12 protein-coding genes are annotated in these 14688 nt (G+C 62.1%); 7 read left to right on the top strand and 5 right to left on the bottom strand.

Annotation, left to right across the window (positions count from 1 at the left end; translation table 11 throughout):
* On the top strand, nt 1-1068 hold the full coding sequence (locus AC0L2X_RS09880) for an ornithine cyclodeaminase (protein ID WP_473599687.1): 1068 nt from the start codon (nt 1-3) through the stop codon (nt 1066-1068).
* A 16-nt stretch (nt 1069-1084) separates the two neighbouring features.
* Here the strand turns inward: AC0L2X_RS09880 and AC0L2X_RS09875 are convergent, their stop codons facing one another.
* On the bottom strand, nt 1085-1246 hold the full coding sequence (locus tag AC0L2X_RS09875; RefSeq protein WP_352492153.1) for a hypothetical protein: 162 nt from the start codon (nt 1244-1246) through the stop codon (nt 1085-1087).
* 270 nt (nt 1247-1516) lie between these two features.
* On the opposite strand from AC0L2X_RS09875, the gene AC0L2X_RS09870 reads away from it, so the two are divergent.
* From AC0L2X_RS09870 to AC0L2X_RS09855, 4 genes are all read left to right on the top strand, one after another.
* Entirely contained in the window at nt 1517-3466 is a 1950-nt protein-coding gene (locus AC0L2X_RS09870) for a PrkA family serine protein kinase (protein WP_352449545.1), read from the top strand.
* 19 nt (nt 3467-3485) lie between these two features.
* Nucleotides 3486-4808, top strand: a complete 1323-nt coding sequence (locus AC0L2X_RS09865; protein ID WP_352492152.1) for a YeaH/YhbH family protein — start codon at nt 3486-3488, stop codon at nt 4806-4808.
* Nucleotides 4808-6346: a SpoVR family protein gene (locus AC0L2X_RS09860; protein WP_352663787.1), complete on the top strand. Its 1539-nt coding sequence runs from the start codon at nt 4808-4810 to the stop codon at nt 6344-6346. The genes AC0L2X_RS09865 and AC0L2X_RS09860 overlap by 1 nt, the downstream gene beginning before the upstream one ends.
* Before the next feature lie 98 nt (nt 6347-6444).
* Nucleotides 6445-6936: a DUF1772 domain-containing protein gene (locus tag AC0L2X_RS09855; protein ID WP_473599686.1), complete on the top strand. Its 492-nt coding sequence runs from the start codon at nt 6445-6447 to the stop codon at nt 6934-6936.
* Between the two features lie 110 nt (nt 6937-7046).
* Here the strand turns inward: AC0L2X_RS09855 and AC0L2X_RS09850 are convergent, their stop codons facing one another.
* On the bottom strand, nt 7047-7292 hold the full coding sequence (locus tag AC0L2X_RS09850; RefSeq protein ID WP_023720508.1) for a hypothetical protein: 246 nt from the start codon (nt 7290-7292) through the stop codon (nt 7047-7049).
* A 39-nt stretch (nt 7293-7331) separates the two neighbouring features.
* Nucleotides 7332-9332 (bottom strand): protein-L-isoaspartate(D-aspartate) O-methyltransferase, encoded by a 2001-nt coding sequence (locus AC0L2X_RS09845; RefSeq protein WP_352492149.1) that lies wholly within the window; start codon nt 9330-9332, stop codon nt 7332-7334.
* 279 nt (nt 9333-9611) lie between these two features.
* Here AC0L2X_RS09845 and AC0L2X_RS09840 point away from each other — a divergent pair, with 279 nt between their 5' ends.
* Complete coding sequence (locus AC0L2X_RS09840; protein WP_473599685.1) at nt 9612-12023, top strand: phosphoketolase family protein; 2412 nt, start codon at nt 9612-9614, stop codon at nt 12021-12023.
* On the top strand, nt 12023-13216 hold the full coding sequence (locus AC0L2X_RS09835) for an acetate/propionate family kinase (RefSeq protein ID WP_473599684.1): 1194 nt from the start codon (nt 12023-12025) through the stop codon (nt 13214-13216). The genes AC0L2X_RS09840 and AC0L2X_RS09835 overlap by 1 nt, the downstream gene beginning before the upstream one ends.
* Before the next feature lie 37 nt (nt 13217-13253).
* On the opposite strand, the gene AC0L2X_RS09830 is transcribed toward AC0L2X_RS09835, so the two are convergent.
* Nucleotides 13254-14336: a sensor histidine kinase gene (locus tag AC0L2X_RS09830; RefSeq protein WP_473599683.1), complete on the bottom strand. Its 1083-nt coding sequence runs from the start codon at nt 14334-14336 to the stop codon at nt 13254-13256.
* A 116-nt stretch (nt 14337-14452) separates the two neighbouring features.
* Nucleotides 14453-14668, bottom strand: coding sequence for a KTSC domain-containing protein (locus tag AC0L2X_RS09825; RefSeq protein WP_473599682.1), 216 nt, complete (start codon nt 14666-14668; stop codon nt 14453-14455).
* Between the last annotated feature and the right edge of the window lie 20 nt (nt 14669-14688).

The raw sequence follows: 14688 nt of genomic DNA, 5'->3' as shown, positions 1-14688 counted from the left end.
ATGACCGTCAATTTGAACATCGTGCCGTTCGTCAGCGTCGACCGCATGATGAAGCTGGTGCTTGCCATCGGCATCGAGCGCTTCCTGCTCGAGCTTGCCGCCTATATCGAAGAGGATTTCAGGCGCTGGGAGCTGTTCGACAAGACGCCGCGCGTCGCCTCGCACAGCGTTGACGGCGTCATCGAGCTGATGCCGACCAGCGACGGGCAGCTTTACGGGTTCAAATACGTCAACGGGCATCCGAAGAACACGCGTGACGGCCGCCAGACCGTGACCGCTTTCGGCGTGCTTGCCGATGTCGGCAACGGCTATCCGATGCTGCTTTCGGAAATGACCATCCTGACCGCGCTCAGAACCGCCGCAAGCTCGGCGGTCGCGGCGAAATACCTCGCTCCTGAGGCCGCCAAGTGCATGGCGATCATCGGCAATGGCGCGCAATCGGAATTCCAGGCGATTGCGTTCAAGGCGCTGCTTGGCGTCGACAGGCTGCGGCTCTACGATATCGACCCGGCGGCCTCGACGAAATGCATGAAGAACCTTGCCGGCATGGGTTTCGACATCAAGCTCTGCGCGTCGGCGCAGGAAGCCGTTGAAGGTGCACAGATCATCACCACGGTTACCGCCGACAAGCGGTCGGCAACAATCCTGACCGACAACATGGTCGGATCCGGCGTGCACATCAACGCCGTGGGCGGCGACTGCCCGGGCAAGACCGAGCTGCATCGCGACATTCTGCTGCGCTCGGACATTTTCGTCGAATATCCACCGCAGACGCGCATCGAAGGCGAGAGCCAGCAGCTCGATGCGGATCATCCGGTTACCGAATTGTGGCAGGTGATGACAGGAAAGGCAGCAGGCCGGACGGATGCCCTACAGATCACATTGTTTGATTCCGTCGGCTTTGCGATCGAGGATTTTTCTGCGTTGCGCTACGTCCGCGATCAGCTTCAGCGGACCGGTCTTTACGAGGAACTAGACCTTCTGGCCGATCCCGATGAGCCGCGCGACCTGTTCGGCATGCTGCTGCGGGCCGAAAAAGCGACCGGGCTGGCGGTTGCCGGCAGCTGAGCTGCGATCCTGTCGGTCAGTCCTTCTTTTCCCGATACAGGCGCTCGGTTGCGCGCTCGCTTTCCCTGCGCTCCGCCGGGCCGCGACGGCGCTGCGTGAGCAGGGCGTAGGCGATCAGAATTGCCAGCAGCAGTGGACCGCCTGCAACGACGAGCAACCACAAACTATTCCCAGACATCGACCGTCTCCTTTCCCTCACAACCGGGAAGGACCCGAACCGTTCCTCGGTCTTGTTGGGAGTCGTCAGCGGGGCGTGGTGCAATTCAGGATTTTATGCCTCGGTCAGGACGTTGCACGCCTTGTCTGCACTCAGGATGTCCTTATCTAGACTCTTATCCTTCGATCACATGCACTCTCTGCGAAGTGAAGGGAACCACAAGCGCTTTCTGACATTTGGTTGTTCAAGAGACAAACGTGCAGCCACACCGGCTCCGGGGCTAGGAATACCATGCGTGAGAATCAATCCGACGTCTTCGATCTGTTTTCCGAGGTTTACAAGAATGCGGCTCAGGAGGAGATAAGCCTCCAGCAATATCTGCTTGCCTGCCGCGAGGACAAGTCGATGTACGCCTCGGCACCCGAACGGATGGTCGAGGCGATCGGCGAACCGACCTTTGTCGATACCAGCAAGGACGAGCGGCTCGGCCGTATTTTTTCGAACCGGACGATCAAGATCTATCCAACCTTCGCCGACTTTTACGGCATGGAGGATACGATCGAGCGTATCGCCGGTTATTTCCGCTATGCCTCGCAAGGGCTCGAGGAACGCAAGCAGATCCTCTATCTGCTCGGCCCGGTCGGCGGCGGCAAGTCCTCGCTTGCGGAGCAGCTGAAAAGGCTGATGGAGCAGCGTCCGATCTATACGCTGAAGGTCGGCGGCCAGGTCAGCCCGGTCTTCGAATCGCCGCTCGGGCTGTTCGATCCAGACCGCATGGGCGACCTTTTGGAGGACAAATACGGCATCGCCCGGCGGCGGCTGAACGGCCTGATCTCGCCCTGGGCGGCCAAGCGCCTCGACGAATTGTCCGGCGACATCTCCAAATTCAGCGTCGTCAAGCTGATGCCGTCCAGGCTGCGCCAGATCGGCATCGCCAAGACCGAGCCGGGCGACGAGAACAACCAGGACGTTTCGGCCCTGGTCGGCAAGGTCGACATCAGGCAGCTGGAGAACTTCAGCCAGTCCGATCCTGACGCCTACTCCTATAGCGGTGGGCTGAACCGGACCACGCAAGGGCTGCTCGAATTCGTCGAGATGTTCAAGGCGCCGATCAAGGTGCTGCATCCGCTGCTGACCGCGACCCAGGAAGGCAGCTACAACGGCACCGAGAATTTCGGCGCTTTCCCCTATCAGGGCATCATCGTTGCCCATTCCAACGAGTCGGAATGGCTGCAGTTCAAGAACAACAAGAACAACGAGGCGTTCCTCGACCGCATCCTGGTGGTCAAGGTGCCGTATTGCCTGCGCGTCACCGAAGAGCGGCAGATCTACGAGAAGCTGTTGCGCGAGAGCGAATTGGCAAACAGCCCCTGCGCTCCGGAAGTGCTCGATATCCTCAGCCGGTTCACCGTCTCGACCCGCCTGGCCGAACACGACAATTCGCCGCTCTACACCAAGATGCGCGTCTATGACGGCGAGAACCTCAAGGAAACCGATCCCAAGGCGAAGTCGGTCCAGGAATACCGAAACGCCGCCGGCGTCGACGAAGGCATGACCGGCGTCAGCACCCGCTTCGCCTTCAAGATCCTGTCGCAGACCTTCAATTACGACACCGAAGAGGTGGCCGCCGATCCGGTGCATCTGATGTACATCCTGGAAGAGGCGATCAAGCGCGAGCAGTTCCCGAAGGAGACCGAGGCGGACTATCTCGATTTCATCAAGTCGGAGCTGGCCACCCGTTATGCCGAGTTCATCGGCCACGAGATCCAGAAGGCCTATCTGGAATCCTACAGCGAATACGGCCAGAACCTGTTCGACCGCTATATCGCCTACGCCGATGCCTGGATCGAGGATCAGGACTACAAGGATACCGATACCGGCCAGATCCTCAATCGCGAGGTCTTGGACAACGAACTGTCGCAGGTCGAAAAGCCGGCCGGCATCGCCAATCCCAAGGACTTCCGCAACGAAGTGGTGAAGTTCACGCTGCGCGCGCGCGCCAGAAACCATGGCCGTAACCCGTCATGGACAAGCTATGAGAAGCTGCGCGAAGTCATTGAGAAGCGGATGTTCGGGCAGGTCGAGGACCTGCTGCCGGTGATCAGCTTCGGCTCCAAGCAGGACAGCGTGACGGAGAAGCGGCATACCGAATTCGTGCAGCGGATGATCCAGCGCGGCTACACCGAGCGCCAGGTCCGCCGGCTGGTGGACTGGTACATGCGGGTGAACAAGGCGGGTTGAAGCCAGCCCGGGGTAACATATGCCGATCTTCATCGATCGCCGACTGAACCCGAAGGACAAAAGCCTCGGCAATCGGCAGCGTTTCCTGCGGCGGGCGCGCGAAGAGTTGAAGCGCACCATCCGCGATCAGATCCGCGCCGGCAAGATCGCCGACGTGGACGCCGAGCATGCCGTTTCGATGCCGGCGCGGGGTACCGGCGAGCCGAGCTTCAACGATGCCAGGAACAGCGGCAGCCGTCAGCACGTCCTGCCCGGCAACAAGCATTTCACCCCAGGCGACCGGCTGCCCAAGCCCGGCCAGGGCGGAGGCATGGGGTCCGCCCCGGGGAGAACCGAATCGGAGGACGATTTCCGTTTCGTGCTGTCGCGCGAAGAGGTGCTCGACCTCTTTTTCGAAGACCTAGAACTGCCTGACATGGTCAAGCTCAACCTCAAGGAGATCCTCGCCTTCAAGCCGCGCCGGGCCGGCTTTGCCGCGACCGGCTCGCCGACCAACATCAATGTCGGGCGCACGATGCGCAACAGCCATGGCCGCCGCATAGCGCTCAGGCGCCCCAAGCAGGAGGAACTCGACGCAATCGCCCAGGAGATCGCCTCGCTGGAGGCGAAGCCGCAAAACGCCGAGCTGCGCCAGCGCATCGTGGCGCTGCAGGAAGAGCTTGAGCGGCTGGAGCGCCGCCGCAAGCGGATCGCCTTTGTCGATCCGGTCGATATCCGCTTCAACCGCTTCGACGCCCAGCCGGTGCCGAACGCCAATGCGGTGATGTTCTGCCTGATGGACGTGTCCGGTTCGATGGGCGAACGCGAGAAGGATCTGGCCAAGCGTTTCTTCGTGCTGCTGCACCTGTTCCTGAAACGGCGCTATGACCGGACCGAGGTGGTCTTCATCCGCCACACGCACGAGGCGCAGGAGGTCGACGAGGAAACCTTCTTCTACAACACCCAGAGCGGCGGCACGGTGGTTTCCACGGCGCTCGAGGAGATGCACCGCATCGTCGAGCAACGCTATCCCAGCCGCGAATGGAACATCTATGTCGCCCAGGCCTCGGACGGCGATAATTTCGTCACCGATTCCGAGCGCTGCATCGCCCTGCTCGATCAACAGATCATGCGGCTCTGCCAGTATTTCGCCTATGTCGAGATCCTCGACGAGCGTGAGAGCCACATCTTCGGCGCTACCGACAACGGCACGTCGCTGTGGCGTGCCTACAGTGCGGTCAAGCTGAGATGGTCAAACTTCCAGATGAGCCGCATCGCCACGGCGGCCGACATCTACCCGGTTTTCCGCCAGCTCTTCGCCAGACAGCCGGGTTATCAAAAGAGCGGTGAAAGAGGGGGCTGATGGCGAGCAGATCCGGGCTGCTGTTTTCCGGTTCCGACTGGGATTTCAGGACGCTGTCGCGCGCCTACGAGACCATCGAGGCGATCGCCACCGAAGAGCTCCACCTCGACATCTATCCGGTGCAGATGGAGATCATCTCGTCCGAACAGATGCTCGACGCCTATTCCTCGGTCGGCATGCCGCTGATGTACCGGCACTGGTCCTTCGGCAAGCACTACCTCTACCAGGAATTGCTCTATCGCAAAGGCGGACGGGGGCTGGCCTATGAACTCGTCATCAATTCCAATCCCTGCATCGTCTATCTGATGGAGGAAAACACCATGGCCCTCCAGGCCCTGGTGACGGCGCACGCAGCACTCGGCCACAACCATTTCTTCAAGAACAATTATCTGTTCCGGCAGTGGACGGACGCCGGCGCCATCCTCAGCTATCTCGACTTCGCCAAGGGCTATATTGCCCGCTGCGAAGAGCGGCACGGCGTCGATGCGGTGGAAGAGATCCTCGATGCCGCACATGCGCTAATGGAACAGGGCGTGTTCAGATACCACCGGCCGCCGAAGCTGTCGTCGGAAAAGCAGCGCGAGGGCCTTCGCGAGCGCCTGGAGTACGAGGAGCGTTCCTACAACGATCTGTGGCGCACGCTGCCGCCTTCCAAGGACGGCACCAAGGTCCGCGAGACGGATACCATGACGGAGCGCAAGAAATCGCTCAAGCTGCCCGAGGAGAACCTGCTTTATTTCCTGGAGAAGAACAGCCTGATCCTGGAACCGTGGCAGCGTGAGGTCATCCGGATCGTCCGCGTCATCGCGCAGTATTTCTATCCCCAGCGGCAAACGCAGGTAATGAACGAGGGCTGCGCCACCTTCGTGCATTACACGCTGATGAACCTTTTGTTCGACCGCGGCCTGATCGGCGAAGGTGCCATGCTGGAGATCCTGCGCAACCATTCGAACGTGATCTTCCAGCCGGGGTTCGACGATCCGCGCTTTTCCGGTATCAACCCTTACGCGCTGGGCCTCGACATGATGCAGGACATCCAGCGCATCTCGACCGCGCCGACGGCCGAGGACCGCGACTGGTTCCCCGACATCGCCGGCAACGGCGACTGGCGCCAGACCTTGCTGGACGCCTGGGCCAACCATCGCGACGAGTCCTTCATCCGCCAATACCTGAGCCCGACCCTGATACGGAAATGGCGGTTCTTCGTGCTTGCCGATGCTGCCAACGACCCCCATTACGAAGTCGCCTCGATACACAATGAGCGCGGCTACGAGAGCATCCGCGGCGCACTCGCCCACAGCTACGATATCGGCGCCAGCCGGCCCGACATACAGGTGGTGGATGTGGACCTGCTCGGCGACCGGCATCTGCGCCTGCAGCACAAGGTCAAGGACGGCATCGTGCTGGAAGGCGGCAGCCGCGACGCCACGCTGCGCCACATCCGCAAGCTCTGGGGCTACGAGGTCAGCATGGTCGCGGTCGACGCGCAGACCGGCGCCACGCTCCACGAACGGTCTACCAGCCAGATCGGGGAATGACCCTACCGGCTTGCCGGCGACGTCGGGTGTCATCGCCTTTACCGCATCACCAACGACCCTATCTACGGGCGCATCTTGACATGGTCGGGAGCAGGAACATGCGCGCATTGATGATCGCCGCCCTTCTTCTGGTCGCCGTCTCGATGGCGCTCTCGCTCGCGCACGCTTTGGAATTGCCCGGCAAATTGCGCCTCAAGGAGGCCACCTACAGATCAGTGCAGGCAATCTACTATCCCGGCTTCACGATCGGCGGGTTCGCCGAGATCGGCGGCATCATTGCACTCGCCGTCCTGCTTTACCTGACGCCCTATCCAAGCGCCCGATTCTGGTGGACCTTGGCGGCGCTTGTCTTCTTGCTGGCGGAGCATGCGACCTATTGGTTGGTCACGCACCCCGTCAATAATTTCTGGGTGCAAGACACTGCCATGCCGAAATCAGCCGCGACGTTTTTTTCAATGTTCTCTCGAAAGCAGGCCGGCGACTGGAGAGATTTGCGCAACGTCTGGGAGGCTTCGCATGTCGCCAGGGCAGGGCTGGCGATGCTGAGCCTTGTCTCACTTGCTGTCGCAGCGACATTTTTTGCCGAATAGCGCCTAGGAGATCAAGACGGCGCCCTCGTCTGCCAATTTGCGGCCCCGAACGCTGCATCCGTCAGATCAGAGACCGGACCCGGCGCCGTAACGTCAAGCGATCCGGCCGTTCAGCGGTCGGCGCGGTGCTTGTTGTGGGCGCTTTCCTGGTGCTCCCCGCGGATGATGTTGCGATCGTCGGGATCGGCAATATCCTTCGGGTCCGATCTGAGCTCGGCACCGCGCCGGAACGCCTCGCGCTCTTGCCTGGTCTTTTTCAAATCCGCTTCGGCGTCGAAATCCTTGCCGGCGTTTTTCGTGTTCTCGCGCTCTTCGATGATGCGCAATTGCTGCTCATGAGTCTTTTTTCCGGCCATCGGTGACCTCCTTCTTTCTATTTTCCGCTTCCCAAGCTGCTAGAGCCCGAAAGGATAGGTCTCGGGAAGGCCTGTCCCGGCATGTTCCGGCCCAAGCGGCGTCACGGCACTGGTTTCATCGAACCAGACGAAAGCATCGAACTGGCGGGCCAGCGAGGCGTCCGCATAGTGGCTGTGGAGCTCGGTCTCGGGCCGGTAGATGACGCCGATAAAGCGTTCCAGCCGGCGCTCCAGAAGCCGTTCGCGCAGCGTGTCGTCGCGCTCGAAATCGAGCAGGAAAGGCGAGACGCCGCTGTCGTGGCAAAGGCGCTCATAGCTGTCGTTGTGGGAAGGCCGCACCGGTTTCACTTCCATGTCGCCGTCCCAGTCGGTGGCGGCGGCCACCGTCCCGGAATGCGTACTGAGCCCAATCAAGGCAACCTCGTCGCCAAAACGCTGGCGGCAGAGCTGGCCGATGTTCAGTTCGTCCCTGACGATCCCCATCTCGGTATAGCGGGCATCGCCGATGTGGGAATTATGTGCCCACACCACCGCCTTGGCGTTCGGGCCGCGGGCCTGCAGCAGGTGCTCCAGCGTTTCGAACATGTGGGTGTCGCGCAGGTTCCAGGACTGCGCGCCGCCGTAATACATGGTGCGGTAATAGCGCTCGGCGGAGGCGACCAGGCGGGCGTTCTGGGTGGCGTCGAGGAAATCGATGCCGTCCTGCTGGGCATAGTCGAGCTCTCTAGCGAGCAGTTCCCGGCATTGCTCGAGCACGGCCTTCTCGCATTTCTGGTAGCCGGAGGTGAGTGCGACACGGCCATAGGTGGCCGGGTCGTTCTGCCACGGAGTCAGGCAGCCGTAGCGTTCGCGCGCGATCCTTGCCGCCTGCGGATCGACGCGGTCGAGATATTGCAGGACCGCCGCGATCGATCCGCCCATATTGTAGATGTCGAGGCCATAGAACCCGGCCCGCCGGGAGGATATGCTGATCCGCTCATTATGCTCTCGCATCCAGTCAACGAACGCCGCGACGTCGGTGTTGCGCCACATCCAGGTGGGAAAGCGCTGGAACGGCGGCGCGGCGCCCGGCCGCGGCGGCCGATGGCGGACGTAGCGGTCGATCGCCGCGGCATCGGGCCAGTCGGCCTCGACCGCGACGATGGTGAAGCCATGCTTCTCGATCAGCCTGCGAGTGATCGCGGCGCGCGCACGGTAGAACTCCGACGTGCCGTGGCTGGCTTCGCCGAGCAAGACGACGCGGCGGTCGGCAAACCGGTCGAACAGCGCACCGAAGGCCGGATCGTCGAAATCCGGAAGCGGTTCGGCGGCGGCCGCGATCATCTGCGGCAGGCTGCTCCTGCGCTGATGCCGGTGCGGAAGCTCGGCCGCTATCTGGCTGTCGCTGCCTGGCTCGCCCCAGCCTTGCTCGCCGATCAGCGGAACAAACCGCACGCCGCCGAAATCCTCCTCGGTGTAAGTTGCTGCGCCGGTCCGGGTGACCTTGAGCAGGCGCTGCGAGTCGAATTCGTCGCCGACCGGGATGACAAGCCGGCCGGCGACGTCGAGCTGTTCCTGCAGAGCGAGCGGTGCGCCGGGTCCGGCGGCCGCAACCAGGATCGCATCGAAGGGTGCCGCCTCTGGCCAGCCCTTGGTGCCATCGCCGGTGCGGACTTCGATATTATCGTAGCCGAGCTTTTTGAACCGCTGCCTCGCCGTTTCAGCCAACGCGGCGTGGCGCTCGATCGTGTAGACGCGTTCGACAATCCGGCTCATCACGGCAGCCGCATAGCCTGATCCGGTGCCGACCTCGAGGACGTGGTCACCGGCTCCGACCTCCGCCATTTCGATCATGAACGCAACGATATAGGGCTGCGATATCGTCTGACCTTCGGCGATCGGCAGCGGCCCGTCCTCATAGGCGAATTCTTCGAAACCAGGCTCGACGAAGGCCTCGCGCGGGACCTCGCGCATCGCTAGAAGGACATTGCGGTCTCGAATGCCACGGCGGCTCAGGTGGATATCGACCATTTGGTTGCGGGCATGGGAGAGATCGAGCATCTTTCTGCTCCTTTTTGCAGACCCCTCCGCCCAATGAACGAAGCTTCCTTGAGGGCAGCTCGGTTCATGTCCCCGTACGTCCCTGGAATTGCGGTCCCTTGAATTCCTGGATTGCGCACGCCTTTCTAACCGTTGGCGAGGCTCGAGGTTCCCAAGGGACAGCGATCGGCTTTTACCAGCGACGGCAGCGCCCGCTCGAACTTATTTCAAGGCAAATCCTTTCTCCGACGCGACGCCACTCCAGATAACGACGGACGAGGGTATTCCGGAGGCATTTCCATGAACGACGAGGCTCGCACCACTGCGCAAACAACCGGCCTTGACCAGGTCGATCTGATGGACCGCTACTGGCGCGCCGCGAACTACATTTCGGTTGGCCAAATCTATCTGCTCGACAATCCGCTCTTGCGCGAGCCCTTGCGGCCCGAGCACATCAAGCCGCGGCTGCTCGGCCATTGGGGCACAACGCCCGGCCTCAATTTCATCTATGTGCATCTGAACCGGATCATCCGTGAACGCGGTCTCGATGTTCTGTTCATCTGCGGTCCGGGTCATGGCGGTCCCGCAATGGTCGCGAACACCTGGCTCGAGGGCACCTACAGCGAGATCTATCCCGAGGTCGGCAGGGGCGAAGACGGCCTGCGAAAGCTGTTCCGGCAGTTCTCGTTTCCCGGCGGAGTGCCGAGCCACACGGCTCCGGAGACGCCCGGCTCGATCCACGAAGGCGGAGAACTCGGCTATGCGCTGGTTCATGCCTTCGGCGCCGCCTTCGACAATCCGAACCTTGTCGTTGCCTGCGTCGTCGGCGACGGTGAAGCCGAGACCGGCCCACTCGCCGCGGCCTGGCATTCCAACAAGTTCCTGAACCCGGCATCCGACGGTGCCGTCCTGCCGATCCTGCATCTCAACGGCTACAAGATCGCCAGCCCGACGATCCTCGGCCGCATGGAAGACGAGGCATTGCGCAGCCTGTTTCTCGGCTATGGCTACGAAACCTTCTTCGTGGAAGGTCATGATCCTGCCGCGATGCATCGGGAGATGGCCCGCACGCTCGATACCGTGCTCGACCGGATCCACTCCATCCAGGAGCCTGCACGAGCCGCGGGCTGGAAGGGAGAGCGGCCGCTGTGGCCGATGATCGTGCTGCGCAGCCCAAAGGGCTGGACCGGGCCGAAAAAGGTCGACGGCAGACGAGTCGAGGATTTCTGGCGTTCGCACCAGGTACCGGTGTCGAACGCACGCGGCGATGCGGCGCACCGCCAGATCCTCGAAGACTGGATGCGCAGTTACGAGCCGGAAAAACTGTTCGATAAAGGCGGCCATCTCCTGGCGGAGCTCGCGGCGCTGGCGCCTGCGGGGCCAAGACGCATGGGTGCAATCCCCTACGCCAATGGCGGCCTGCTGAAACAGGACCTCGTGCTTCCCGACTGGAAAGGCCTGGCGCTCGACGTACCGCGTCCCGGCGGTACCGTCGGGGAGGCAACGCGGACCGTCGGAAGCTACCTTCGCGATGTGATCCGCTTGAACGCCGACGCCAGGAATTTCCGGCTGATGGGACCCGACGAGACATCCTCCAACCGCCTCGACGACGTGTTCGATGTTACGGACCGCGTCTGGATGGAGCGGATCGAGCCTTACGACGTCCATCTTTCCCGCGACGGCCGCGTCATGGAAGTGCTCAGCGAGCACCTTTGCCAAGGCTGGCTGGAGGGCTATCTGCTGACCGGCCGCCACGGCCTGTTCTCGTGCTATGAGGCGTTCGTCCACATCGTCGATTCCATGGTCAACCAGCACGCCAAATGGCTGAAGACCTCCGGCGAACTTGCCTGGCGCAAGCCGATCGCCTCGCTCAACTACCTGCTGACCTCGCATGTCTGGCGACAGGATCACAACGGCTTCAGCCATCAGGACCCGGGCTTTGCCGATTTCGTCGCCAACAAGAAGGCCGACACGGTCAGACTCTATTTCCCGCCTGACGCCAACACGCTGCTGTGGATCACCGACCATTGCCTGAAAACCTACAACCGCATCAACGTCATCGTTGCCGGCAAGCAGCCGGCGCCGCAATGGCTGTCCGCCGAGGACGCGGAAGCGCACTGCAAGGCCGGTGCGGGCATCTGGGAATGGGCCGGGACGGTTGCCAGGGGCGAGGATCCGGATGTGGTCCTGGCCTGCGCCGGCGACGTGCCGACACTGGAGACGCTTGCCGCAGCCGACATCCTGCGCTCGGGCGTTCCGGACCTGAAGATCCGCGTCGTCAATGTCGTCGACCTGATGATTTTGCAGTCGAATTCCGAGCATCCGCATGGCTTTGCCGATGACAGATTCGACGCACTGTTCACCAGGGCCAAGCCGGTCATCTTCGCCTATCACGGCTATCCCTATCTCATTCACCGTCTGACCTACCGGCGCGCCAACCACGACAACATGCATGTGCATGGCTTTCGCGAGGAGGGCACGACGACGACGCCGTTCGACATGGTCGTGCTCAACCAGCTCGACCGCTATCATCTGGCGCTCGCCGCGATCACGCGCGTGCCGGGGCTGGCCGAGCGGGCGAAGGATCTTGCCGCGGCGCTGCGTGGGAAATTGGCTGAGCACACGGCCTATGTCCGCGAACATGGCGAGGACATGCCCGAGATCCAGAAATGGTCCTGGCCACAGGACGGCGCGACGAGGGCCCGCGATTGATGCGACGATCGATCCTTGCCTTGAATGCCGGCTCGTCGAGCATCAAGTTCGGACTTTACGATCTTGCAGCGTCCGCCGAGCTGGATCTTGCCTCGCGCGGTTCGCTGGATCTGGGCGACGCGCCAAGGCTGACCGCGAAAGCCGCCGATGGGGAGCTGCAGTGCGATCGGCCACTTGCCGCAGACGCATCACGCGACATGGGGCCCGATATAGGCATCGGCCAGATGCTGCAATGGATCGAGAACGAACTTGGCGGACGGAAACTGATCGCCGCCGGCCATCGCATCGTCCATGGCGGACGCGAGTTCGTCGACTCCGTCCGCCTGACGCCGACAATTATCGAGGCTCTCGACAGGCTGACCCCGCTTGCGCCACTGCACCAGCCGCGCAGCCTTGCACCAATCCGGGCGCTTGCCGCGTTGCGGCCGGACCTGCCGCAGGTCGGATGTTTCGACACGGCCTTCCATCGGACCATCGAGCCTCTGGTCAGCCGTTTCGCGCTGCCGCGCCGCTACGAGGCGGATGGCATCCACCGCTACGGCTTTCACGGACTTTCCTACGAATATGTCGCCGGCCGGCTCAAGCAGATATCGCCCGATCTGGCGGCAAAAAGAACCATCGTCGCCCATCTCGGCAACGGGGCGAGCCTGTGCGCCATGCGCGACGGGCGAAGCGTCGATACGACGATGGGCTTTTCGGCGCTTGACGGCCTGGTCATGGGCACACGCTGCGGCACCATCGATCCGGGCGTGCTTTTGTACCTGCTGCTGGAAAGAGGCATTTCCGGGGAGGCGCTGCAAGACATGCTCTACGAGAAATCCGGCCTGCTCGGCGTGTCCGGCATTTCCGGCGACATGCGCACGCTGGAGGCCAGCGACGACCGCCGGGCGCGCGAAGCGGTGGAGCTTTTCGCCTTCCGCGCCGCCAGGGAAGTTGCCGCCCTCGCCAACACGCTGGGCGGGCTGGAATGCCTGGTGTTCACCGGCGGCATCGGCGAGCACTCTGCCCTGGCCCGCAAAGCGATTTGCGAGCGGCTTGGCTGGCTCGGCGTGGCGATAGACGAGGCCGCCAACAAATCCCATGAAGCGCTCATAAGCCAGGCGGACAGCAAGGTCGAAGCCCGCATCGTCGCAACCGACGAAGAAGGTGTCATCGCCCGCCACACCCGCAAGGTGATGGAGAGGCCCGGCTGATGCGGATGGCCTTGAATGGCGGCGCTTGCTCGACCGGCTACGTCGCGAGCGCGGCCGATCTGTTGAAGACGATGGTCACCCGGGTTCCTTTGCCGGGGGCAGAATCCACCTCGAACCGGGCTTTGGCATTCTCGATCAGTGATTGAGCGATCAATGCTCCGAGCTTGCCGGGTTTCGGCCAGGTCTCGCCTTCGGGCAGGCCGATGCCGTCATCGGCGACTACGACGCGAAAACCATCGTCGTCGACAACACTGCGCAGCGTGATCGTCCCGCCTTCGCGACCCAGAAAGGCGTGTTTCAGCGCGTTCGTCAAAAGCTCATTGACCACCAGGCCCGTTGGCATCGCCACGTTGATGGACACGGGATAGGTGTCGACCTTCATGTCCAGCCGAATGCCTTGCACGGCGTGCGAGGTCATCACGGCGGAAGCGATCTGGCTGAGATAGACGCCAAGGTCCACTTCGGCCTTCTGTTCGTCGACCGCCAGCGTCTGGTAGAGAATTGCGAGCGCATCGACGCGGCCGGCGAGGCGCTCGAAACGTTTCTGATCGGGCGACGCCGCGCTGCGAGCCTCCAACCTGATGAGAGCCGTGATCATCTGGAGATTGTTCTTCATCCGATGCTGCAACTCGCGCAGCAGCATGTCCTTTTCCCGGATGCGTTGTTCGAAGGCTTCGCTGTCACTTGCCTTGTGCACGGTAACATCGACAAGGGCGACCAGTCGAAAGGACGGTCGCCCGCGCTCGTCCTCGATCAGGTTCGAATACACATCGATGATGACCGGCGCTGTGCCGGCACGTTGCAGGCTGAACGTTCCCGCCCGGTCGATGTCCTCGACGATGGCGCGGGCCAGCGACCGGTCCTTGTTTTCGCCCAAGCCTTCTCCGCTCAGCGCAGCCCAGTTGCGGCGCTCCAGCTCTGCGACGGAAACGCCCGACAATTTCTGGAACTCGGAATTGACATAGACAACACGTTCATCGCCGCTCAAATCGGAAATTGCGATCGCAGTCGGCAGCTGGTCGAGGAACCTCTTGTAACCGTCACTGTCCAGGGCGCCCGCCGGATCGAGGTTGTCGAGCAATTGCTGGAGCTGCTCGGTTTTTTCAGCTTCGGCGGACATTCCAGGCTTTCGATATCTTCGGGTGGGACCAAGATCAATATCAGGTCGCTCGCCAGCTGCGAAGTCCGCTCATTGCCGCGCGGAGCCGAGATCGTGGTTGAGAAGCGTCTGAAGGCTCAGCTCGAATGGCTCTGCTCGACCAGATGGTATTCATACCGGTCGCGAATATGTTCGTTGAAGAACCGGCCCTTTGACGAAGCTTTGCGGAATGCCGCGTGGACCTGCGGCGGCACGTCCTCGTAGTCATAGCGGTTTCCGCTCGGGACGAACCATATGGAGAGTACCCTCGTCGCCGGCTGGTAATCGATGTTTCTGATCGCAGTTGAAGGCATCCTCGACGGTCCAATGCTCG

It is taken from the genome of Mesorhizobium sp. WSM4828, assembly GCF_055811175.1.
The sequence above is the reverse complement of the archived record's forward strand: the minus strand, read 5'-3'. Positions and strand labels throughout refer to the sequence as shown.

Coding starts and splice junctions, on each gene's coding strand:
- AC0L2X_RS09835 (WP_473599684.1), top strand. CDS start 12,023: ATGCGACGATCGATCCTTGCCTTGAATGCCGGCTCGTCGAGCATCAAG.
- AC0L2X_RS09830 (WP_473599683.1), bottom strand. CDS start 14,336: ATGTCCGCCGAAGCTGAAAAAACCGAGCAGCTCCAGCAATTGCTCGAC.
- AC0L2X_RS09855 (WP_473599686.1), top strand. CDS start 6,445: ATGCGCGCATTGATGATCGCCGCCCTTCTTCTGGTCGCCGTCTCGATG.
- AC0L2X_RS09870 (WP_352449545.1), top strand. CDS start 1,517: ATGCGTGAGAATCAATCCGACGTCTTCGATCTGTTTTCCGAGGTTTAC.
- AC0L2X_RS09845 (WP_352492149.1), bottom strand. CDS start 9,332: ATGCTCGATCTCTCCCATGCCCGCAACCAAATGGTCGATATCCACCTG.
- AC0L2X_RS09850 (WP_023720508.1), bottom strand. CDS start 7,292: ATGGCCGGAAAAAAGACTCATGAGCAGCAATTGCGCATCATCGAAGAG.
- AC0L2X_RS09875 (WP_352492153.1), bottom strand. CDS start 1,246: ATGTCTGGGAATAGTTTGTGGTTGCTCGTCGTTGCAGGCGGTCCACTG.
- AC0L2X_RS09825 (WP_473599682.1), bottom strand. CDS start 14,668: ATGCCTTCAACTGCGATCAGAAACATCGATTACCAGCCGGCGACGAGG.
- AC0L2X_RS09860 (WP_352663787.1), top strand. CDS start 4,808: ATGGCGAGCAGATCCGGGCTGCTGTTTTCCGGTTCCGACTGGGATTTC.
- AC0L2X_RS09880 (WP_473599687.1), top strand. CDS start 1: ATGACCGTCAATTTGAACATCGTGCCGTTCGTCAGCGTCGACCGCATG.
- AC0L2X_RS09865 (WP_352492152.1), top strand. CDS start 3,486: ATGCCGATCTTCATCGATCGCCGACTGAACCCGAAGGACAAAAGCCTC.
- AC0L2X_RS09840 (WP_473599685.1), top strand. CDS start 9,612: ATGAACGACGAGGCTCGCACCACTGCGCAAACAACCGGCCTTGACCAG.